Here is a 21,314-nt window from a genome sequence, read left to right on the forward strand (position 1 = left end):
ACAGGTCTTCTCCCATCGGTATCCATGATATTCAATGTGGTGTCACAGGTGGACATACGTCGTGTCTCCAATTCTAATCCGGTTTTCCAAGCTTCTCGAACATTTGTTCGGTTTCTTTGAGCCATATCGTTCCTTTGCTTCGTATCTGTTTAAGATAACTATCATTGCCGGCTACGGGGCTTATCTCATCACGCTTTCTTCTCATTCTGGACAATGCTTTGAACGGAAGGACCATACCTATTTCGCATGCCACAATCATCAGCGCGCCACCGACGCCACCTGCCCATGGCATGGTCGCGGTTTGCGAACCGCCGATGGTGTCCGCACACCATTGCATCACTGACGTACCACAACTGGAAAGCCACACAAACACAAACGACAGATGCGGGGCCCATGACGACAACACCAAGCCTGCCAGCCCGGTAAGTGTCGAAAAATCCACGAACGGTGCCACCACGAGGTTTGCGGGTACGGAAAGCAAGGGCAACGTCGGGTTCATAAGCACCTGTATCGGTAGGGTGAAAAGCTGGGCGGCGATGGTCACCGACATGCCATCGGCAAAGAATTGCGGCAATAGCGCCGAAAGCCGCTCCGCTATCGGACCGGCGCAGAGCACGATGCCCAGCACTGAGGCGCAAGAAAGTGCGAATCCGTAACTTCTGGACATCGCTGGGTTGACGAGCAGAACGAGGATGGCCGTCCAGCTCAACGCGCTGATTGCCTGCGACCTTCTGCCTGCAAACATCGCGGACGAGGCAAAGATACCCATGATCAGAGCCCGCATCACCGAATCGGAGGGGTACATGGCGCTCGCGAGCGCCACATAGGCCAGCACTGTGAGCACGGCAACCATCTGCCGTGGCAGTAGGAACCGTGCGCAACCCGAACGTATGAGGCTGCCGATCAGTGCGAAATGCCCTCCGGAGACAGCCATCAGATGCATGATGCCGGAATCCTTGAAATGCATCTCCAGCAGCGTGGCGAACGTTGCGTTTATAGGTTCGCGCTTGTCCGTCATCGCACCCATGAAATCCTGGCCCAATAGCCCGATGGTCAGTCCAGGAACCAGCACACGCCCTTGATCGGAAAGGCCTTCCGTCACCGAAAAGAACGAGCGTTGCATGGAATCAACCAACCGCTTGGTCGGTGGGGCCCGTTCCAACAAACTTGTTTTCGCGTCGTCGCTTATGGTTAGCCATATTGGTCTCATACCATAGCGGGCAGTCTCCAATGTGCCCGAAGTTTCTATGGTCTGCCCGTCCGAAAGCCGTCCACATAACGGTTTATTCGCATAGAGGACGATACGCGACTTACTGGCTTGACTGATACCATCATGACCGATATTGACCAGATGTGCGTTCGCCTGGCAATCGGCCTGCCACGAGCTCGCTGCAGTAATCGGTGAATCGAGACGCACACTGGCCTCGACTGTGCTTTCGCCTTCCCGCACGAGCGCCATGGCTGGGTCTCGGTCAGCCATCACATCGGCACTCATTGAAGCGATGAACGCGGCCAAAGCGGAAGAAACAAGTACCACCGCCCAAGTCTTCCGATAATCGTGAAAACCATGCAACATTCCCGAAAGTTTGCTGTTAGCTGGAACTTGGTCCAGATTCTCGTTTTTTCTTTTTTCTCCGAACCATCGTTGAGATGAAACCACCAGGACAATCAATCCTGCAAGTAAAAGAACAAGTCCGGCTGTTTGCGAGAGTGTTTCAATGCTGAGACCGCCAGCCAACCGATTCGTTATCCTACTAAACAAAGATTCGATATTCGAAAAGCCGATGGAATTATTTCTACCTTGGCCGGCCGAAGCCAGGTTGTTCTGCTGCCCAGTGAGCAGAGTGAACATAGCGTGCGAGCCAAGTGCCGCGACCCAGACGCATAGCGCCACCGGCAGCATCCGCCAGTCACGGCTGCCTTGTTCATGGTTGTTCGCCTTGTCGAACTTGTTAGTGGAATCTTTGCCTCGAGGACAATCTACAGTTTTCATCAGACCGTCACCTGCCCGCGTATCTTTTCCAGTGTCTTCTGACCGATACCTGAAACCTTGAGCAGCTGGTCGACGCTCGTGAAACGGCCGATGGAGGTACGATAGTCAATGATTTTTTGCGCCATCACCGGCCCCACGCCCTTGATCTGTTGTAGCTGTGTACTGTCCGCAGTATTGAGATTGATGAGATTACTGCCGCTGTTTGAAGCCCCGGATTGCGCACCAGAAGATTCGGATTCTGCAGATGGATCTGCTGATGTTGACGTCCCAACCGTGCCAGTATTTTGCCCTCCAACTCCAACTGATGTTGATGCAGAACCGGCAGCTCCACCGGATTTCAAAGCATTCCCTTGTGTTGGACCTGAACCTTTAACTGTGGAACCGCCACGTGTCGCAGTTGTACTGATGGAAGAGGCTTCGGCCTGCTGCTTGTTGTAGTTGATGGTCTGCGTCACCAGCATTGTCAGGCTCGCGCACAACGCCACCACCAACACCAGAATCACGACAACCGCCTGGGTGGGTTTGAACACTAATCTTGGTATGGTTTGTTGCTTGGCAGCAGATTTAACACTCGAATCCGCTTGCAAAGCTTCGCTCACAGAACCATCTATGACAGAATCAAAATCATCAACCTCTAAAGTGTGGTCAATACTTTCAGACTGCTTTTTTAGTTTGCTATCTGACGTGTTTTCAGACTTGTCTTCCGGTTCGATAAGCCAGGTATCAATGGGCGGTAACGGCGGCAGACCGACTCGCAGCAGATGCTCATCAAGATCCTGCCTGAGTCCGTGCGGTTCATTTTCAGGTGGCTCAGCCTGTAACATGGCAGAGGAATATAGCCGTTTCGTCAAAAACTGGCTTTCATCGTGCGTTATGCCATTGAAATGAATACCCATACATTCAAGCATGACTGAACCGAGCTCAAAAGTCGAACCAAAACGGCTACTGTGGTCGAATGATAGCAGTTATCCACATTTGAGGCGTGTCGCGCTCTGAACCGCCGAATCGTCCACATCCATACACAACGTGTCATTGGGCGCGAACGACGATAAAAAGTAGACCCCAAACTAAAACTTTTCGGAAAGCTTCCGGATTTTAAGCATCATCCAATATTCTTTATTTCGACCTATTAATGAAATTCAAAAAATGAAAAACCAACGGAAAAGGACACCAGGCTTCAACCCGGTGTCCTTTAGTTTATTTGATGTCTTTATTCGATTGATCGATTAAACGGCTCGCTGATATCGTTTCGAACACTATCCGACGATGGTCCTCTATTCGGCCGGAACGATGGAGACTATCTTCGGGGCCTTGACGATGACCTTGCGCGGTTCCTTGCCTCCCAGACGATCAGCGACAGCTTTCAGAGCCATGTCCTTGAGCTCGTCGGGGTCGATCGAAGGGCTGACCTCGAGCTTGGCACGGACCTTGCCCTTGATCTGCACCACGGCAGTGACGGTGTCCTCGCCGACGTAACGCTCGTCGACCTTCGGCCACGGCTCATGCGCCAGGGAATCGGAGTGTCCGAGCTTTTGCCAGAGTTCCTCGCAGATATGCGGGGCGATTGGCGAAAGCATGAGAATCAGCGGTTCGACGGCGGCACGCGGCACGGCTTTCAGCCCGGTCAGTTTATTGTTGAGAACGATGAGCTTGGCAATGGCCGTGTTGGGACGCATGTTTTCCATCTCGACGGTCACATCGGCGATGGTGTTGTTCAACAGCTTCAGCGTCTTGGCATCGGGAGCCTCTTCCGAAATGGTGACCTCGCCAGTATTCTCGTCAACGACGTTGCGCCAGAGACGCTGCAGGAAGCGCATGCCGCCCACGACGTTGCGGTCGTTCCAAGGACGGGACTCGTCGAGCGGGCCCATGCTCATCTCATAGAGGCGGAACGTGTCGGCACCATAACGTGCGTACATGTCGTCGGGCGTGATGATGTTCTTGAGGCTCTTGCCCATCTTGCCGAACTCGCGATTGGCGTGCTCCCCGTTGTAGGTGAACGTCGGCTCGCCGGACGCATCGGCCGGTCCCTCCTTCACCTCGGCGGCGGGCACATATTGACCGCGGTCGTCGGTGTAGGCGTAGGCCTGGATCATGCCTTGGTTGAAAAGCTTGTAGAACGGTTCTGGAGTGTCGACGTAGCCCAGATCGAACAGGATCTTGTGCCAGAAACGCGAGTAGAGCAGGTGCAGCACCGCGTGCTCGACGCCGCCGACGTAGAGGTCGACGCCGCCGGTCTTGCCCGACTCCTTGTTGTGGTTCGGACCCATCCAATATTCGTATTCGTCCGGATCGACCATATGCTCGGTGTCGTTCGGATCGAGGTAGCGCATGTAATACCAGCAGGAACCGGCCCAGTTGGGCATCGTGTTGGTGTCGCGATAGTAGGTCTTTGGTCCGTCGCCCAGGTCGAGCGTGACCTTGACCCAGTCCTCATTGCGGCTCAATGGCGCCTCTGGATTGCTTTCTGCATCCATCGGGTCGAAGGTCTTGGGGCTGTAGTCCGGGACGTCGGGCAGATTGATCGGCAGCATGGAGTCCGGCAGCAGATGCGGTACGCCGTCCTCGCCGTAGACAATCGGGAATGGCTCGCCCCAGTAGCGCTGACGAGAGAAGAGCCAGTCGCGCAGGCGGTAACTGACGGTTCCCTTGCCCACGCCCGCGGATTCGAGCCACTGGTTGACCTTGTCGATGGCGTCGTTGACGCGCAGACCATTCAAATCCAAAGCATCACCTTTGGCTTGTGTGTGCTCGGTCGAAGAATTGATGACAATGCCATCGTGTGAGACGAACGGTGCCTTGCCCTCGTAATCGGCCAAATCCTCACCGGAGTCAGGCAGAGGCTTGACAGTATAAATGACCGGAAGGCCGAACTTTTTGGCGAAGTCGTAATCGCGCTGGTCACCGCCGGGCACAGCCATGATGGCGCCAGTGCCATAGTCCATCAACACATAGTCTGCAGTGAACAGCGGAAGTTTGTCACCGGTGATGGGGTTAGTGGCGTATAGGCCGGTGAAGAGGCCCGTCTTTTCGCCGCCCTCATCGACGCGGTCCTGCGCGGTCTTGGATTCGGCTGCGAGACGATACGCCTTTATGCCTTCCGCAGGTGTGGCATAGCCGCACTTCCAGCTTTCCGGAGTGTCTTCCGGCCATGCTGCGGGGGCATCGGCCAAAAGGTCATGCTCAGGAGAGACCACGGCGAATGTGGTGCCGAAAAGCGTGTCGGGACGGGTCGTGTAGATTTCCATGTCGCGCTCGCCGTTGGACGTGACAACCTTGAAATGGACGGAAGCGCCGTGGGATTCGCCGATCCAGTTGCGCTGCATGAGTTTGACCTTCTGCGGCCAGTCGATGATGTCGAGATCCTCGATCAGGCGGTGACCGTAGGCGGTGATGCGCATGGACCATTGGCGCAGCTCGCGTTGGAAGACCGGGAAGTTGCCACGTTCGGACTTGCCTTCGGCGGTGACCTCTTCGTTCGCCAGCACCGTGCCTAGGCCTGGACACCAGTTGACCGGCGACTTGGAGATATACGCGAGACGGAAATCATTGAGCACGTCGGCCTGTTCGGCTTCAGTGAGCTGGTCCCATGATTTTCCGGAATCCTCGAAACCGGGAATGGCGCGCTTACCGCTCTTGAATTGATCAATCAACGTGTCGATATGACGAGCGGAACCCTTGCCGCCGTCGGGACGGACGAAATCGGGGTCGTACCAGGCGTCATAGATACGCGAGAAAATCCACTGCGTCCAGCGCATGTAGCCGGGGTCGATGGTGGCGAAAGTGCGGCGGTTGTCGAAGCTCAGACCCATGCGGTGCAGCTGACGGCGCATGTTGGCGATATTGGCTTCCGTCGTGACGCGTGGATGTTGGCCTGTCTGCACGGCGTACTGCTCGGCGGGAAGGCCGAAGGCGTCGTAGCCCATGGCGTGCAATACGTTCTCACCCTTCATGCGGTGGTAGCGGCTGACCACATCCGTGGCGAGATACCCCAGCGGATGGCCGACGTGCAGCCCCTTGCCGGAAGGATAGGGGAACATATCCATCGCGAAGTATGGGGTACGCCCGTCGGCGTGCTTGCCTTTGCCGTCCGTCAGATCACCCTTGACATTCGCAGCCCAGAAGGTACCCTTCTCATCCCATGTTTTCTGCCATTTTTCCTCGATACCCTGCGCCATCTTGGCGTTGTAACGGTAAGCCGGAACACTAGTAATATTGGCGCTCGAATCCGCGCCTTTCTCATTGTCGCTCATAATATGGAATTATCGTGGCTCAACTGGACACGGGCAAGCCACTTCCCGCAAGTTGGTCATATCGGCATCAAAATAGTGCGTTCTCCACTGATTCAAGTGAGCCTAGCAGGTCACTTTCTGACTGGCTGGTTCAACGCCGGGTCAGGAGTGTAGCCGATATCTTTACGCATGCTATCGACGGCTTTTTGCCAGGTACCGTCCTTGACCATATCATCAAGGATGGTGTTGATCTTTTTGGTCAGTTCTCCGTCTGACGGACGAATCATGACGGCGTGCTGGACTTCAGAAGCCCGCGCAATCGCTTTGGCCAGTCTTGCAGAAGACGACGAATTTCCATCGCCCAGAACAGTGACGTCATGTTCGACAACGCTTGAAGCAAGCCCGTGCAGAATGGCGGCATCGGCCGCGATGGCATTCGATTCGCCAACAAGCAACGCGGTGAGGCATTGGGGATAGGTATCACGTTCCTGGATTTTCACGTTAGAAATCGCGGAGGCCAGTTTGCCCCCGTCAGCAGTCCCTTTGACCGTGCAGATATTCTGACCTTGCAATGACGATATATCAGTGAAATCATGTTGCAATCGCGTAGGCACCATAAGCCCCAACGGATTGGTGAGATAGGGCTTCGACGTCCCGAATTGCCGGCCGGTAATGGACGAAGTGACGGCAGGCAGCGCCGAGATGAACATATCGGCCTTGGATTCCTCCAAAGTGGCCATAGCAGTGGAAACGTTCACTGGTTTGAAGACAATCTGCTTGTGTGCATAGCCGAGCTTCTGGGCTACGTAATGGGCCACCTCGATATCGAAACCCGAATATTTGCCTTCATGGTCGAGACCAAGCCCAGGCTCGTCGTTCGAAACCGCGATGGCAATGGTCGGCCCCTCCGGAACGTTAGCCGAAGGCGGCGTTTGCGTCGGTCCGCAAGCCGAGGCCGAGAACAGCAGTCCAATGCCGCAAGCAAGCGCAAATAACGACTTGAAACGCCGGTGCACGCTTTTTTTACCAAGCAATGAAGCCGATTTCAATCTTGACAATCGCATCCAAGACCTACTTAAAAAGCTTAGATCTGGTCAACCACCACGCCACAAGCCCGGTGATGACCAGCGAGATGGCGATGACGATGAAAAAGCCCCAACGCGAACTGGTGAACGGCATGCCGAACATGCCGTCCTGGAAGTTCATACCGTACATCGAGAAAATCAAGGTCGGAACCGCCAGAACGATGGAGATGATGGTGAAGATCCTCATCACGTTGTTGAGGTTGTTGGAGACGATCGAGGCGGAGGCGTCGGTCATGTTGGCAAGAACCCCGCTGTAGATGTTGGCCATCTCAATGGCCTGCTTGTTTTCGGTGATGACGTCGTCCAGTAGGTCCTCGTCCTCTGGATACTGCTTGATGTGCGTCAGCGAGTTGAGTTTTTCGGTCACTCTCAGCTTCTCCATCACGATCTCGTTGGATTTGAGGCTGGTGGTGAAATAGACCAAGGTTTTCGAAAGTTCGAGCAGCTGCAAAATCTCACGGTTTTGCATCGAGTGCTGAAGCTTGAGTTCGAGGTTATCGGAACTACGGTCGATGATACGCAGATAACGCAAGTACATAGTGGCGTTGCGGTAAAGAATCTGCAATACAAAACGTGTCTTCATATACGTGTTGAAACCGCGGATGGTGCCCTCCATGAAGGGATGGAGTACCGGAGTGTCCTGCATACAGACAGTGATGATGGTATGTGCCGCAACGATGATAGCCAGAGGAATCGTCTCGTAGTGGTCGCGTCCGTCGCGCTGTTCGACGGTGGGGATGTCGACGATGATCATGGTGTAATCGTCTTCGGAATCGACACGGGAACGTTCCTCGTCATCCAACGGTGCGCGCAAATCAGCGAGATCAACCCCGGTCTGGGAGGAAACGGTGGCGAGTTCGACGTCGGTAGGGTTGGACAGACAGATCCAGGAACCGTTTTCCAGCTTGTTTATCTGTTCGACCTGCCCGTTGATTGTATTGAACATCCTCAACATGTCTGCCACCCGCCTTTCGCGCCATTCGCTGTACGGTTCCCGCAGGAGACGCTGGCTTTCGTACCGCGCGTCCTGGCCACCGGAATATCTGTCTTCATAGCAACGAGCACAAACAAAAGCCCCGGATTCCTGCTGTTAACCCAAAGTTCAAGAATAACCCCCAGCCGGAACTTTTAGCCGCACTTTTCGCTTAGCGTTGTATAACTCGCGTAAGATTTCCTCAGACCGTATCGGTGACAGGCAGCGGTTCCATCAATTTCATGCCTTCATAACGCAGTTCTTCAGGTCCGTTGGACCAATCGGCAATCGTCGAGATGGCAGGTCCGCAATTGAATTCCGCAAGCGTCCAATCATAGCTTCCGTCAGTTTGGAGCTTTGGCTTAAGAGTGGACCAATAGGCGTTGGGAATATTGCCAAGCTCGTCGATTTCAGGATCCATACCAAGCAATGTCTCAACCGTCGCGGCAATAAACGAACCGTGGCTGACCAACATCAGCGTGGTCGGTGTGTCGTCCTGTGTATTCTCATCAAGCAGCTCCAGCACTGCCTTGGCTCCCCTGGCACCAACCTGAGTGCGTGACTCAACGCCGTACTTGACCTCACCACCCTGATGAGCGCGCCAAGAACGATAGGCCTCGGCATCTATCGCCCTGATTTCCGGACGGGTCTTGCCTTCCCATTGTCCGAAGCTGCGTTCGCGCAGACGCTTGTCGAGTGTCACCGGAAGGCCGAGGATGTCGGCAAAGGCATGTGCCGTTTGTGCAGCGCGGAAAAGATCGCTTGACATTACTTTCATCTTCCGTTTGGCTGCTGGTACCTTCTGGTATTCGCTGATATCACTCTGTTCTGCAGCTTTGAGGCCGGGTTGGGGCAGCAAATCTGGATTGTCTGCGACGTTGCTGACCTTTGCCCAGTAATAACGCTTGGCCAGATCAAGGCCGGTCTGGTCAACCTGCCATTGGCCAACAATGTCAAGCGGGACGTCAATCTGCCCTTGCAGACGGTGGACGACATTGTAGGACGTCCTTCCGTGCCGCAACAAAATGACTTCATCAATCATATCCACTCCTTTTGCCGGATATCCCCTATCATTTGTCACACAAATGTGTGCCATCTCACTGTTTTTATTGTGCCGCACCCCGCCGATGAAAGGAACGCCGAAACGCTGATGCGAGGAACGCAATGTTCATCTTGCCACCAACATCCAAACCGCCCACAATGCGACAATGGCTGCATACGGCCAGAAATGCACCTTGCTGATGGCGATGAACTCGCGGATGAAGGCCGCCGGCCAGTAATAGCTTTTGGTATGGCTTCCGATTCCGTCGGATTTGAGCCCGATCTCGCGCGCGTATTCGCTAGCGCGAAACACGTGGTAATCACTGGTGACCACAGCTACGCGATAGGGGCACAACATGCCGTTTTTCATTTGCCTGACGCGACTGGTTTTGTCTTTAAATGACAACAAAGAGGAAGATGCGTCTTGATTATTATTATCAGACACCACTTGATTGTCAGCTGAAGCATGCTTCAGAGGCATAATCGAATCGTCCAAACCGCTACGTTTATCCATAATCACTTTGGAATTGCGCAGATTCTCGAGGGTGGTCGTGGATTGGTCCTCTTTGATGATGTTGTCGGCCGGCACTCCACTTTCCTCCACCAGATAACGTTTCATTGCTTCAGCCTCGCTGATTTCCTCGTCGGCACCTTGGCCGCCTGAAACTATGAACAGGCCATGCCGCTCCTGCCGATTCCACAAGTCGACCGCTTTGTCGATCCGTCCACGCAGCAGCGGAGTGGGCTTGGTACCTTGCAACCCTGCTCCAAGAATGATGATGTAATCGTATTTTCGACGTCTTGGAAGGATTCGATAAATCGTGGAATAGAGCAGCAGCGCCGCGAACGTGAAGAAAAACCATAGTCCTTCCAAGGCAATCAGGGCACCCACGCCTTTGCCCCAGCGGGGCGCATTGAAATATAAAGTCAACGGATAAACCGCAACACAAAACATCATAATCAGGGCGAACAAAGCAGGCAGGATAGTGGAAAGCGAAAACCCTTCATGATGAACGACGATAACGGTGTTAATCAGCAGAAATCCCACGACAATCGTCGGCGTGAACACAGCCACCAGCACTAACGGAATGAACGCCCAATCGCGCCAGAAATCGAGCATCAGCGCACTGGAAAGGCTCAGCACGAACAAGGCAAGCCAAATAGCGTTACGGAAACGTCTCGGTTCCTGGATGACGGAGAAAACAAGCAGTAGACCGAACAATATAGCAGGCCCATACAATAGAGCAGTCTGCCACCAATCAGTCACTGTTCTTCTCCTCGGTCATTCCTGTATTTTCAAGCATTGAGTATTTATTTCGTATATTTTTTACGTTTATACGTTCGGCGTTCGTTACATATCGGCTTTGCCGTTCTTGCGACGCTCCCGCAAACCGTAAGAACGGCAAAACTCCTCTTCTGCGACGTTCAGGCCTTACGCTCGTTGATATCGGCAAGCCCGGCGACATCGCTGGCATAAAAGCGAGACAAATCAGCGGCAAATTTCTTGATGCTTTCCGGCGCGGTATAGAGCATGTGTCCTGCCGGGTAATAAGTGAAGGCCACGTTGCCACGCAACTGCTTGGGCAGCTCCATATGGTCGATGTCAAACTCGGTCTGGTTAAACGGCGTGCACAGGTCGTAGATGCCGTTGCCGATCATGACTTTCAGCGTCGGTTCGTGCGAGATGGCTGCCGCGAGGTCCGGCGTTACTAGAGGGAACGGGATGTGCGGCCCCCAAGACGTCTTGGCACCTTCCGGCAGCGTGTGCCACCACGTCCAGCCTTTGCCCGGCTCCATGGAGTTCCAATCGAAATCGGCGAAACCTCGCCGCTCCTCGGTGCCGTCCCAGCCGAGTTCGTCACGTAGATAGACGTTGGCAACGCTGGAATAGGCGGGGTCGAGGAAACTGTCGTCAACGACGAAGGTCTCTTCCTGCGCAGTGCGGTCAAGGTCGTAACCTTTGCTACGCCCGTCATAACGGCCGACAATCATACCCGTGTCCTCGCCGCTGTTGTGGCGCAGCAGTTCCTTGCGGAAACGCATGTCAACCACGCGCAGGTCGGAGTCGTAGACGTATTGCTCGTCGAGTCCGGTCAGCTCGGCATAGCGCTTGGCCACGCTGCGCTTGGTGGTCTCGTCGATGGCATCACCTTGCGCCAATGCCGCACGCAGCTCTTCGTTGGCGAATTTTCGGGCCGCATTCAAATGGGTTGCAATGTCGACGTCCTGACCGGCCTTGCCATGGTAATGGGCGACCGTGGCGAACGTCGGAAAATAGCCGATATAGAACTGGTCGGAAGTGTCGAAAGTATGGGCATAGTCAAGGATGTTTGAAATCAAGACGAGACCGTTGAGTGCCACCCCGTCCTGCTGGAGACGATACGACAACGCCGCCCCACGCGTGGTGCCATAGGATTCGCCCAACACATATTTCGGAGAATTCCAACGGTGGAAGCGGGTCAGATAGGCACGAATGAACGCGCTGAAGCCTTTGACGTCGCCGTCGACGGAATAAAGCTCCTTCTTGGCTTTTTCGGCGATCTGCGAAAATCCAGCGCCCGGAGCGTCGATGAAAACGATGTCGGAATAGGGCAGCATGGTGTATGGGTTTTCTTCGAGACCGTAGGGAGCCGCAGGAACCGTTGCCGCGTCGGGAATATCGATGCGCTTCGGACCCAGCGATCCCATCATCAGAAACGTCGAGGACGAGCCTGGACCGCCGTTGAAGATGAAGGTGACCGGACGGGTGGTGTCGGTTTTGCCGGTTTGATCACTCAGTTCGAAGGCCACATAGAAATCGCTGGCTGCAGGTTTCACGTCTTTGGTATCGATGGTGATGGTGCCGACGGTCGCCTGATAATGAACCGTCTCACCGTTCAATTCCATGGTGTGGCTTGTCGTATGTTCACCGGTCGGACGCAGCTTCGGATCGGTCGGCTTCTCGGTTGACGTATACTGTTTGGTTTCTGTCTGCGCCAATGACGCTTCTTCGCTCATATTACAACTCCTTGGATTAACTGCTGACCTTCTTCAAGCCTAACGCAGAGCCAGCTCAATGAAGCAACGCGGAAACAAAGCCATATTCGAAAATCAACGCCGCAACAACAATGATAGAGCAAGTACAAATGAAAAAGGCTTTTGAGGAAATCCTCAAAAGCCTTAACCGTGGAGCTAGGGAGATTCGAACTCCCGACCCCCTCCATGCCATGGAGATGCGCTACCAGCTGCGCCATAGCCCCGGTCTTGTTTAAATTATTGCTCCTTGCGAAGCCTTAGATACTTTACAACAAACTGCCCCGATGACCAAACCGGCGTGTCGCTGAAGGCTTATTTGTAGCCATCAAAACGAGACAATACAAAGTTTTCACATGGTTGCTACCTCAAAAATACAAAAACATCGATGGAGAATGGGGGAAACACCGACTGTTGAACACAGATGCAACTAACGGAAAAGCCGGATTGGAACGACTTATATCGGTCTTCCAATCCGGCCATATTGGGTTCATGCGGTCATTCTTATTTCAGCGAGACTCGATTACTTTGAAGCGCCTGAATTCCCGCTTGACGTGCCGTTGCCCGGTTGTGACCCGGAGGTAGAGCCAGATTCACTGCCGCTGGTGCCACTGTCACCGGAAGTCGAACCACTTGTAGAACCTGAATCGGTAGAACCGCTGCCATTGCTCGTACCACTCGAAGATCCGGTGGAGCCACCCGAGGAACCGGAATCCGAACTGGTACCACCGCTGGTCGTTCCCGAATTGCTGCTGCCAGAATTGCCATTGGTCGAATTGCTTGAACTGCTGCCGGAACCATTGGACGTCGACCCGTTCTGCGAGCCCGAATCGGAAGTGGAACCGGAATTGTTCTGGTTGGTCGAGCCATTGTTCTTCTGGGTGCCGCTGTCCATCTTCTGGTTGCCATCGGTTGAGCTATCGCCGGAATCGTTCTGCTGCTTGCGGTTCTTGGTGGCCGAGTTAGTGACAATGTTGCGTACCACGTCATCGGTACCTTGCCCCTTGGTAGCCAGTGAAATGATTCCTGCAGTAATACCAACCGCAACCAAAGCACTGACAACAGCCACAACGATTGCCAACCGCTTGTATCGCTTCTGTTTCGAGGAATCGAACACGCGAATATGACCATCGCTCTGCCCTGGTCCACCTTTGAGCTTTTTGCCGTTAAGGGCCTTGGCCGAACCTGAGGGCGCTTTTACCGGTTGTTTTTGACCGACCGGCGCCATGACGCTTGTCTTGCCTGAAGCCGAAGGTGCCAGAACCTGCGTGGCATCTGACTTGCCCTTGCCGTTTTCGGCAGCGTTCTTATCGCTGGCATGCTTGCCGTCCTTGTCGTTTGCAGCCAAGACCTTGGTTGTGCCTTGATCCACTGAGGCTTGCTCCGTTTTCTCGGTTCGCGCCAAAGCCGCCAAACTTGTTGACGTTCCATCCATACGCAGCACCGGTTCACCTTGAGTCGCGATTGGATTCGTCGATTGCCCGTGATGCTGAACATCGGAACCTATAACCCGCGTTTCATCCCCAGAACCTGCATCCACAGCATCTTGCTGTTCTGCATCATCATTCTGAGGCGCGTTCTCCTGCAATTTCCTGCCGGATTCCCTGAGCACGTTCTGATAAATCTGGGAGGCCACCGCCGAGACAATGGAACCAACTGCCACACCGATCACTGAACCGGCAATGCCGATTTTCGCCGACAACAGGAACGAAGTGACCGCAGCAAGCGCACCGGCTACAATCTGCGAGACCGAAATCCCCTTGAAAAAATTCTTCATGATACTTAAGAATAATGAAACAACATCGAAAAAGCTGAAAACCACGCAAAACCTTGCCGAACGCTTACAGCTAATTCATATAGCAACTCGAAAATGCTCGATGGGAGTGTCAAGAAATGTTGAAATGTCGATGGACACGCCGTTTCCTCTGATAGATTAATCGTTAGTGGAAAGGGCAACATGGAACAACGCAAGCAACATACTACGGAATATTCTGTGTCTGAACTGCATAAAAGCCGTAGACATTGGCCGATGATAGTGGTCGTTGTTGTGCTCATCGCCGCTCTTGTGGGCGTCGGAAGCTTTTTGTTCGTCAAGTTCAGGAAAGCAGATCCAAGCGTTGCGAGAATCAAGGCAACCTCCACTTCTCAGACTTCGCCAACACTTCCAGGCAAAGACGCACCGAAACTCAAGAGCCCTGTCGATTACGACCATGACGGCATCGACGATTACAGTGACATTGTTGACGGCGCACGCAAGGACGCGGAAGTCCATCCGACCTATGACGACAGCTATGTGCAGGGCGGCTATCCGGCCGACAATCGCGGAGCCTGCACGGACACCATCTGGCGAGCATTCAAAAACGCCGGATACAGCCTCAAAGACATGGTGGACGCCGACATTGCCGCACATCCCGCCGATTATCGTAATACAGCGTCCAGTTTTGACCCCAATATCGATTTCCGCCGCACGGCGATGCTCGATGTCTTCATAAAGAAATACGGCCAGACTCTGACTACCGACACCAGCCAGACCGACCAGTGGCAGCAGGGCGACCTTGTCTTCTTTGCCAACCAAAAGCACAACGGTCATATCGGCATAGTCTCCGACCGACGGGATAACCAATCAATCCCCTACCTCATTCACAACATGGGGCAGAAAGACAGGGAGAACGATTACCTGAACCAAACCGGCCACATGCCGATTCTTGCACATTATCGCTTCGATGCTTCCAAGATACCTGCGAACGTGCTGAAGCCGTGGCACTGAGTTTTCTTGTTCTTCGAGATTGGTTCTCTACAGTCAATACCAGCAGTTTTGATTGCTAATTATCATTTTTATCGAATCGAGATTGCCGAGAGGCTGTCCTAACGACTTTACAATTCTGAGACAGGTAATTCTTTAAATTCACTGATATTTAAATCACTTAGCAGACACGCTGCAGTTCTTACCCCGATCGTGCGCCCAGTCCTCTACCCGACGGAACAGATTGACGATCACCGAGCGGCGCACAATCGACATCAGCACGGCAAGGAAAATCAGTGCAAAACCAATCAGGGTCGTCAATCGCAGCGTCGTTGCCCAAAACAGGATGGAAAACACCTCGGAAAACAGGCTTTCCGTGCACATCACAACCGAGGCCGAAGGTGCGGAAACGTGCGCCAGACCGATGTTCTGCATGATCTGTGCCAGTGTGGTGGCGCCGATGAACAGGTAGAGGAAGCTGATAACGATTTTCGGTTCCAGCCACGAGGCGTTCGGCATGGGCTCGGTCAAGAGCGCACCGATCAGGAAAAGCACGAATGCTACGGCAAACTGGACGAAGGTGACAGCGATGGCATTGAATTTCTTCGAATAAATACCAAGATAGGTGAGATTGAAGGAGAACACCACGGCGCAAATCAGAGTGAGGAAGTCACCAAGAGAAAGCGAGAGTGGGAAACTGCCCGGTTTGAGCGCAACAAAGCCGACACCAACCAGGCAAATCACGCCTGCGATGATGTTGATGTTATGTGGCTTCTTTTTTGTGGCAAACCATGCCGCGAACGGCGTGAGTACGCAGTAGGAAGCGGTGAGGAACGCGCTGCGGCCGGGGTCGATTGTCAAAAGCCCTTTGGTCTGCAAAACCATCGTGCCCCAATAGCTGCCACCGACGATCAGCGCGGGAACGAGCATCGATTTGTTGAGTGTGGGAATGATGCTTTTGTGGAACAGCAGCATCATGATGAGGCACGCGCCGCCGGTACGCATGGCCATCAGCCATTGCGGTGTTATTGCGGCCATCGCGACTTTGGCGACCAGATAGCTGCCGCCCCAGAGCGCGGCACAGCACAACAGCATAAGACGGGCCAGATTCGGCGGGAAATTGCGGGAGAGACGACTACGAAGACCTTGGAAACCGCGGCGTACAGTGCCTTTCGGCGAAAGATAGGCTGCAAAAGAATGGGCCATGGCCTTCTCCCTCCTGTGCGAACCCGGCATGTTCATGCGTTTATCGGCAACCATGTCGGACCTTCTTTTATGTTCCGTTTCAAGCGAAATGCTTAGAACCTGCACCGGCCATGTTTCTCTTCATATCCGGCAACTGGTTCAGCCCCTCGATCACATAACGTCAACAGACATTCGAACCACATATGTCGCTGTCTAAACTAGGTCATTTTGTCGTCACGACACGCCTAGAAATACAACGAAATAATGGCAGAACGAATATTTCACGCGTTGGTTACATTTCTGTATCACACAATGGCTTATTTATGAGTAAAAACATGTGGAAAGCTGTCTACCAAGCGTCGCTCAGCGCAAAGAAACTCCCAGAATCAACAGGAATATATGCGGTGAGCAATGTCACACGATTTCGCCAGCGAATACAGGTTTGAAGACGTAAACTGGAGTCGTATAGAAACGCAGTTCGATTGAAAGGACAGCATATGGCTACGCTTACCCCGGAAATGAAGGAATTCATCAACAACAACCTCGCGTGGATCGCGACCGTCAGCAAAGAAGGCCAGCTCGATCTCGGCCCGAAGATGTCGATGTTCGTGCTCGACGACAACCACCTCGCCTATCACGAGCGCACCGCTGGCCAGCACTACAAGAACCTTGAGGACGGCAGCCCGCTGGTCATCTGCTTCGCCAATCTGGAGAGCAAGAAGGGCTATCGCTTCCGCGGCAATGTGACCTTGCACTCCGACGATGCGATTTACGATGAGCAGGTCAAGGTCGCTGAGAAGAACGGCACCAAGAAGCCCGCCACCATCCCCGTGCTCGAAATCACCGAGATTCAGGATCTCTCTGCTGGCGCCAACGCTGGCAAGACGATCAGCAAGGACTGAATTTTACTGAGAATGGTTTGATTACTATCTTTAAGCCATTGATCGGATGAGGGTCTCCAAACCGGAGGCCCTCATTTTGTATGCTTGATTTGTCTTGTTTGCTTGAGAAGGAGCTGATATGTGCCGCAGGTTTTCACTCGACCTTGATTGGAATGCCGTTGGCCGCCAATTCGGAATCGATGATGAAGATATTGATGCTCAAACGTTGCCGACACGGACTTTTCGCGTCGAGCCCGAACAGAAAATAGGTGTCATCGCCGCTGACAGTAGGAACGAACGGCACTTGCGCGGTGGCTCCTGGTCGCTGATTCCATCTTGGAGCAAGAGCTCTAAACTCGCCTACCCCACCTATAATGCGCGTATGGAATCAGCTGGGGAAAAGCCTACGTTCAGAGATTCAATGCACAGTTGTCGCGCCATCATCCCGGCCGAAGGGTATTTCGAGTTTAAACACGATAAGCCCTTCTATTTCCATTCGTCCGAAAACTCGACGCTGGCCATGGCCTGGTTATATTCATGGTGGCGGCAAAACGAATTCTCACCATGGCTTCTGACAGCGACCATCATGACATGCGAGGCCATCGGGGGTCTGGCTGAAATCCATAACCGCATGCCACTGCTCGTTTCAGAAAGCAGGACCGAAGAATGGCTTGACCGTACTATTGGTGGTTCCGAGATCATCTCGGAAATCCATAATGAGAGCCTGTCCATATCCGAAAACCTTGATTATTACGAGGTAGCCGAACCACAACCAGGCGAAGACGGGCCGCAATGCATTCGTCCGGTAACCAACGTTGCGCCACTCAGTCTTTTCTGAGATTTTCACGATTTGAATGCTCTACGTGAAGCAGAGGTTTGGCGTTACTGTTCTCATAGATGTCAGCGTGCGGAGTTTCGTCAAGGTTCATGTCGACATGCAGCTTGGCGCTGCCGTCGCGGGCTTTGACATCGTATGCGTAATGCCGGTTCTCCAGCAAGGTCGGTTCCGTAGTTGCGTCAATCATCCACGGCCGCACACTTCTTATAGCAGCCAATTCACCGGTAAGCCGATACATCCACTCGCCTTCAGGCGAGAGGCCTTCCGGCGTTTCCGGATATTCGGGACGGACGTTGTCATCGCCGCCCACTCCATCGGTTTTCTCTCCTGTCATTGCCCGTTCGTCGCCGTAATAGACCGAAGGCGTGCCACCGACAGTGAAAAGAATGACCGCAGCCAGCGCGAGCTTTCCCTCGTCCTTGATCTGGCTGGCGATTCTGGTAACGTCGTGGTTGCCGATGAACGTCTGGGGCGTAAAGGTTTCAAGGAACGTATCTTGACGTTTGAGGCACCAATCAAGCTCAAAGAAATTCCCGTCCTTGAGGCTGCTCCAGATCGCTTTCCAGAGCTCGTATTGGGTGACTGCGTCAATGGTCGAATCCTTCACAAACTGTGGATAGTCACCGTGGATGGCCTCTCCCATAAACCATGCGCTGGGAACCTTGTGGCGTACACGGGGCAGAACGTTAGCCCAGAATGACGTCGGCACAGTCATCGCCGCATCCAATCGCCAGGCATCGACGCCACGGTTCATCCAATAGGTCATCACGTCGGTCACCAAATTTGCGACGCGAGATGCCTCGTGATTGAAGGCCGGAAGAATCGCATGGCCTTCGAATTTTTCATAATCCAAAGTTCCGTCCTGGGCCTTCGAGAAGCTGAACATGTCATCGCTATCGTGCCCGACCAGTTTGCCGGCTTTCATCTCATTCTGCGCTCTTTTGAGCTCATGCTGGAACTCCGGAAAATCACGGCCGACATGATTGAAGACACCATCCAGCATCAGCGCGATGTCGCGCTCGTGACAGGCTTTCACCAGACGGTCGAACGTCTCGTCGTCACCGAGTCTAGGGTCGATCTTGTAGAAATCGATGGTGTCGTAACCATGGGTATCGGAATCGAAAATCGGGCCGAGCAACAGGCCATCGCAGCCCATGCCTTTCATATAATCCAGCCAATTAACAAGACGGTCAAGCCGTGGAACCCTCTTCCTGTCGGCGTCGGATTGGGGCCGAACCGGTGCTCCACAAAAGCCCAAAGGATAAACCTGCCACCAGATCCTACGGCTCATTTCGTTCATATCACGCCTCGTTTCGTGCGGATCCCCTTGTTGTTGCGCCTTCTCTGCCCAACTTTACCAGCAGAAGAGCAGGCAACGGGTGCTTCATCCGAATTCCTCATACAGCCGATTGCATTGCAGCTCCATCATCGAGAAACAAATTTCGGCGCACATATCTCGGTGAGTGCGCATTGACTCTTTGATAGAAGCGATCAATGGATTTAAAAAATATCAAAAGCCGCCGAAACGTTGCCTAGACGTGTCGGCGGCTTTTATTTTGCTGCGGATGCCTCTCACCGGGCTTTACACCGTTCTTAAGCAATCCGCATCAGCAGATGGATGTGCTCACTTATTGTCGCGAACCTGCTGCTTGACGCCGTTCTTGGCCTCAGTGGCCTTTTCCTTGCCTTGGGCTACTGCACTTTCGCCCTTTGCCTTGGCCTCGTCGGTCTTGTCCGAGAGCTTGTCCTTGACGTCGTCGGCCTTCTTCTTGGTGTCGTCGACCACATCCGTAGCCTTGTCCTTGACTTCATTAGCGGCCTTACCGAGCTTCTCGCCGGCCTGCTTGGCAGCGTCCTTGGCGTCATCAAAAATACCCATAATAATTCCCCTTTTTTCTGTGAAATTCAATCCACCCAACCGTCATCGAATAATGGTATTTGACGGTCGGAGTACGAAAACATATCGTCGCCATACCCTTATTATTTTAGCCTATAAATCCATATGTAAGACTAAACACCATCGTATTGTATGACTGGGCTGAATGGCCTGAATGCCTAGAAAACAAGGCAATCTCGACTGAAAACCAAATCAGAGCTTTGGGTGCTCCCATTCGGGCGTATCGGCGATGGCCGGCCCGTGGTTGTAATCGGAAAGCGCCCAGCGCAAGGGTTTGCCGGCAATGGCAATGGGAATGAGGCGTGCCCAGTGTGCGTTGCGCATCGAAAAAACAGCCGAATTGGCATCGGCATCCTCATCAGCGTTGAGCAAGGTACGTACCGTATCCGCGATACAGGCACCATGCGAGAAGACATAGAGATCGGTATCCGCTTCCGCCTTTCCTGCCCATTCGGCGATGGCTTGTGTGGCGCGTTGGCCTACATGCTTGTCCGGTTCGACGTTGTACTTGAGCTCGCCGCCCTCGCCATCAAGCCAGGAAGTAAAATCTTCAGGATATTTCTCCATGATTTCGCGGGTAGCTTGGCCCTCCCAATCGCCATAGTGACGTTCACGCAAACGCGGATCCGGGTGGACCTCCTCGCCGATCAGGTCGGCGAAGGCGTGGGCGGTGGCCATGGCCCGTCCTAAATCCGAGGCGACGATCAAACGATGACGTGTCTGGTCTTTCTGCCTGTCGACGTAAAGTTCTTTCAGTGCACGGCCGGTCTGATGAACCTGCCAATTGCCGACCTCGTCAAGAGGAATGTCGATGACACCCTGGATACGGCCGGAAGCGTTGTAAGCGGTGCGTCCGTGACGTACCAAAGTCAATGAACGGACATGAACATCGGGATCGAATACAGTACTAAAATCCATCGTTTAACTCCTCGGCACACTGATGGAAAGGTCTTATCAAATTTTAGGCCGCAACTGTTCGGCTATCGGCTGACACTTTTTTCGAATGCGTTTGGTAGCTGTCTACTCCTTGGCAGACTCGTCTTCAGGTGATTCACCCGCACCATCCGTTTTGGGTAGCTTGAGATCGATGGCCGGGCAATCCTGCCAGAGCCGCTCGAGATCATAGTAGCTGCGCTCTTCCTCATGCATGATATGGATGACGAAATCGCCGTAGTCCAAGAGCACCCAGCGCGCCTCGTCAAGGCCTTCTCGGCTGCGCGGTTCGAGCTTGCTGCCCTTGGTGTAGAGTTCCTTTTCGACTTCCTCGGCCACGGCCAAAACCTGCCGCTCGCTTGAGGCTGTGGCGATGAGCATCGCGTCGGTGATGGCGATGGGCCCGGTGACGTCGAAGGCGACGATATCGGTGGCCTTCACCCGGTCGGCCGCAATCGCTGCCAGACGCAGGGCCTCAATCGTGGATTGCAAAGCTGCCAT

At 53.6% G+C, this 21,314-nt stretch carries 17 protein-coding genes and 1 tRNA gene; 3 read left to right on the forward strand and 15 right to left on the reverse strand.

From position 1 onward, the window contains the following. Positions 1-73: 73 nt before the first annotated feature. The 10 genes from OZX70_RS04875 to OZX70_RS04920 all read right to left on the reverse strand — a co-directional run bounded on the left by OZX70_RS04875 (position 74) and on the right by OZX70_RS04920 (position 14,113). Positions 74-1,993, reverse strand: a complete 1,920-nt coding sequence (locus OZX70_RS04875; RefSeq protein ID WP_277179486.1) for a ComEC/Rec2 family competence protein — start codon at positions 1,991-1,993, stop codon at positions 74-76. Continuing rightward, positions 1,993-2,889, reverse strand: coding sequence for a helix-hairpin-helix domain-containing protein (locus tag OZX70_RS04880; RefSeq protein WP_277179488.1), 897 nt, complete (start codon positions 2,887-2,889; stop codon positions 1,993-1,995). Before OZX70_RS04880 ends, OZX70_RS04875 begins: the two co-directional genes overlap by 1 nt. Positions 2,890-3,267: 378 nt before the next feature. Next, on the reverse strand, positions 3,268-6,246 hold the full coding sequence (leuS, locus tag OZX70_RS04885; RefSeq protein WP_277179490.1) for a leucine--tRNA ligase: 2,979 nt from the start codon (positions 6,244-6,246) through the stop codon (positions 3,268-3,270). Between the two features lie 110 nt (positions 6,247-6,356). Beyond that, positions 6,357-7,289 carry a transporter substrate-binding domain-containing protein gene (locus OZX70_RS04890; RefSeq protein WP_277179492.1) on the reverse strand — a complete coding sequence of 311 codons (933 nt, stop codon included), beginning with the start codon at positions 7,287-7,289 and terminating at the stop codon, positions 6,357-6,359. Positions 7,290-7,296: 7 nt separating this feature from the next. Beyond that, the gene (locus tag OZX70_RS04895; protein ID WP_277182108.1) at positions 7,297-8,265 is read right to left on the reverse strand and encodes a magnesium transporter CorA family protein; all 969 of its coding nucleotides are present in this window, start codon (positions 8,263-8,265) and stop codon (positions 7,297-7,299) included. A gap of 220 nt (positions 8,266-8,485) precedes the next feature. Continuing rightward, positions 8,486-9,325 carry a histidine phosphatase family protein gene (locus tag OZX70_RS04900; RefSeq protein WP_277179494.1) on the reverse strand — a complete coding sequence of 280 codons (840 nt, stop codon included), beginning with the start codon at positions 9,323-9,325 and terminating at the stop codon, positions 8,486-8,488. Positions 9,326-9,451: 126 nt separating this feature from the next. After that, on the reverse strand, positions 9,452-10,591 hold the full coding sequence (locus tag OZX70_RS04905; protein ID WP_277179496.1) for a YdcF family protein: 1,140 nt from the start codon (positions 10,589-10,591) through the stop codon (positions 9,452-9,454). Positions 10,592-10,749: 158 nt separating this feature from the next. Then, positions 10,750-12,321: a carboxypeptidase gene (locus tag OZX70_RS04910; RefSeq protein ID WP_277179499.1), complete on the reverse strand. Its 1,572-nt coding sequence runs from the start codon at positions 12,319-12,321 to the stop codon at positions 10,750-10,752. A 169-nt stretch (positions 12,322-12,490) separates the two neighbouring features. Continuing rightward, a tRNA-Ala gene (locus tag OZX70_RS04915) sits at positions 12,491-12,563 on the reverse strand. A 296-nt stretch (positions 12,564-12,859) separates the two neighbouring features. Next, positions 12,860-14,113, reverse strand: a complete 1,254-nt coding sequence (locus OZX70_RS04920; RefSeq protein WP_277179501.1) for a hypothetical protein — start codon at positions 14,111-14,113, stop codon at positions 12,860-12,862. A 216-nt stretch (positions 14,114-14,329) separates the two neighbouring features. On the opposite strand from OZX70_RS04920, the gene OZX70_RS04925 reads away from it, so the two are divergent. Next, complete coding sequence (locus OZX70_RS04925) at positions 14,330-15,103, forward strand: DUF1287 domain-containing protein (protein WP_277179503.1); 774 nt, start codon at positions 14,330-14,332, stop codon at positions 15,101-15,103. A 153-nt stretch (positions 15,104-15,256) separates the two neighbouring features. Here OZX70_RS04925 and OZX70_RS04930 read toward each other — a convergent pair whose 3' ends face one another. Then, a complete protein-coding gene (locus tag OZX70_RS04930) occupies positions 15,257-16,174 on the reverse strand; it encodes a DMT family transporter (protein WP_348519441.1) in 918 nt (305 codons plus the stop codon). 587 nt (positions 16,175-16,761) lie between these two features. Here OZX70_RS04930 and OZX70_RS04935 point away from each other — a divergent pair. Both OZX70_RS04935 and OZX70_RS04940 read left to right on the forward strand, forming a co-directional pair. Next, positions 16,762-17,166, forward strand: coding sequence for a pyridoxamine 5'-phosphate oxidase family protein (locus tag OZX70_RS04935; protein ID WP_277157597.1), 405 nt, complete (start codon positions 16,762-16,764; stop codon positions 17,164-17,166). Positions 17,167-17,284: 118 nt separating this feature from the next. Next, positions 17,285-17,983 (forward strand): SOS response-associated peptidase, encoded by a 699-nt coding sequence (locus OZX70_RS04940; RefSeq protein ID WP_277179507.1) that lies wholly within the window; start codon positions 17,285-17,287, stop codon positions 17,981-17,983. Here the strand turns inward: OZX70_RS04940 and OZX70_RS04945 are convergent. The 4 genes from OZX70_RS04945 to rsfS all read right to left on the reverse strand — a co-directional run bounded on the left by OZX70_RS04945 (position 17,970) and on the right by rsfS (position 21,314). Continuing rightward, complete coding sequence (locus OZX70_RS04945) at positions 17,970-19,283, reverse strand: alpha-amylase family protein (RefSeq protein ID WP_277179509.1); 1,314 nt, start codon at positions 19,281-19,283, stop codon at positions 17,970-17,972. The two genes, OZX70_RS04940 and OZX70_RS04945, sit on opposite strands and share 14 nt — an antisense overlap. Before the next feature lie 324 nt (positions 19,284-19,607). Beyond that, positions 19,608-19,862: a hypothetical protein gene (locus OZX70_RS04950; RefSeq protein ID WP_277179511.1), complete on the reverse strand. Its 255-nt coding sequence runs from the start codon at positions 19,860-19,862 to the stop codon at positions 19,608-19,610. A gap of 210 nt (positions 19,863-20,072) precedes the next feature. Beyond that, positions 20,073-20,798 (reverse strand): histidine phosphatase family protein, encoded by a 726-nt coding sequence (locus OZX70_RS04955; protein ID WP_277179513.1) that lies wholly within the window; start codon positions 20,796-20,798, stop codon positions 20,073-20,075. Between the two features lie 102 nt (positions 20,799-20,900). Next, entirely contained in the window at positions 20,901-21,314 is a 414-nt protein-coding gene (gene rsfS / locus OZX70_RS04960) for a ribosome silencing factor (protein ID WP_277179515.1), read from the reverse strand.

This window comes from Bifidobacterium sp. ESL0732 (assembly GCF_029395535.1).
In the GTDB taxonomy this organism is placed as follows: domain Bacteria; phylum Actinomycetota; class Actinomycetes; order Actinomycetales; family Bifidobacteriaceae; genus Bifidobacterium.

Excerpts from the sequence above, each read along its gene's own strand:
- OZX70_RS04920 (WP_277179501.1), bottom strand. The coding sequence starts at position 14,113 with ATGAAGAATTTTTTCAAGGGGATTTCGGTCTCGCAGATTGTAGCCGGT.
- OZX70_RS04880 (WP_277179488.1), bottom strand. The coding sequence starts at position 2,889 with ATGGGTATTCATTTCAATGGCATAACGCACGATGAAAGCCAGTTTTTG.
- OZX70_RS04875 (WP_277179486.1), bottom strand. The coding sequence starts at position 1,993 with ATGAAAACTGTAGATTGTCCTCGAGGCAAAGATTCCACTAACAAGTTC.
- OZX70_RS04955 (WP_277179513.1), bottom strand. The coding sequence starts at position 20,798 with ATGGATTTTAGTACTGTATTCGATCCCGATGTTCATGTCCGTTCATTG.
- OZX70_RS04890 (WP_277179492.1), bottom strand. The coding sequence starts at position 7,289 with ATGCGATTGTCAAGATTGAAATCGGCTTCATTGCTTGGTAAAAAAAGC.
- OZX70_RS04910 (WP_277179499.1), bottom strand. The coding sequence starts at position 12,321 with ATGAGCGAAGAAGCGTCATTGGCGCAGACAGAAACCAAACAGTATACG.
- OZX70_RS04930 (WP_348519441.1), bottom strand. The coding sequence starts at position 16,174 with ATGCTGTTGTGCTGTGCCGCGCTCTGGGGCGGCAGCTATCTGGTCGCC.
- OZX70_RS04940 (WP_277179507.1), top strand. The coding sequence starts at position 17,285 with ATGTGCCGCAGGTTTTCACTCGACCTTGATTGGAATGCCGTTGGCCGC.
- OZX70_RS04895 (WP_277182108.1), bottom strand. The coding sequence starts at position 8,265 with ATGTTGAGGATGTTCAATACAATCAACGGGCAGGTCGAACAGATAAAC.
- OZX70_RS04945 (WP_277179509.1), bottom strand. The coding sequence starts at position 19,283 with ATGAACGAAATGAGCCGTAGGATCTGGTGGCAGGTTTATCCTTTGGGC.
- leuS (WP_277179490.1), bottom strand. The coding sequence starts at position 6,246 with ATGAGCGACAATGAGAAAGGCGCGGATTCGAGCGCCAATATTACTAGT.
- rsfS (WP_277179515.1), bottom strand. The coding sequence starts at position 21,314 with ATGGCAGCTTTGCAATCCACGATTGAGGCCCTGCGTCTGGCAGCGATT.
- OZX70_RS04900 (WP_277179494.1), bottom strand. The coding sequence starts at position 9,325 with ATGATTGATGAAGTCATTTTGTTGCGGCACGGAAGGACGTCCTACAAT.
- OZX70_RS04935 (WP_277157597.1), top strand. The coding sequence starts at position 16,762 with ATGGCTACGCTTACCCCGGAAATGAAGGAATTCATCAACAACAACCTC.
- OZX70_RS04950 (WP_277179511.1), bottom strand. The coding sequence starts at position 19,862 with ATGGGTATTTTTGATGACGCCAAGGACGCTGCCAAGCAGGCCGGCGAG.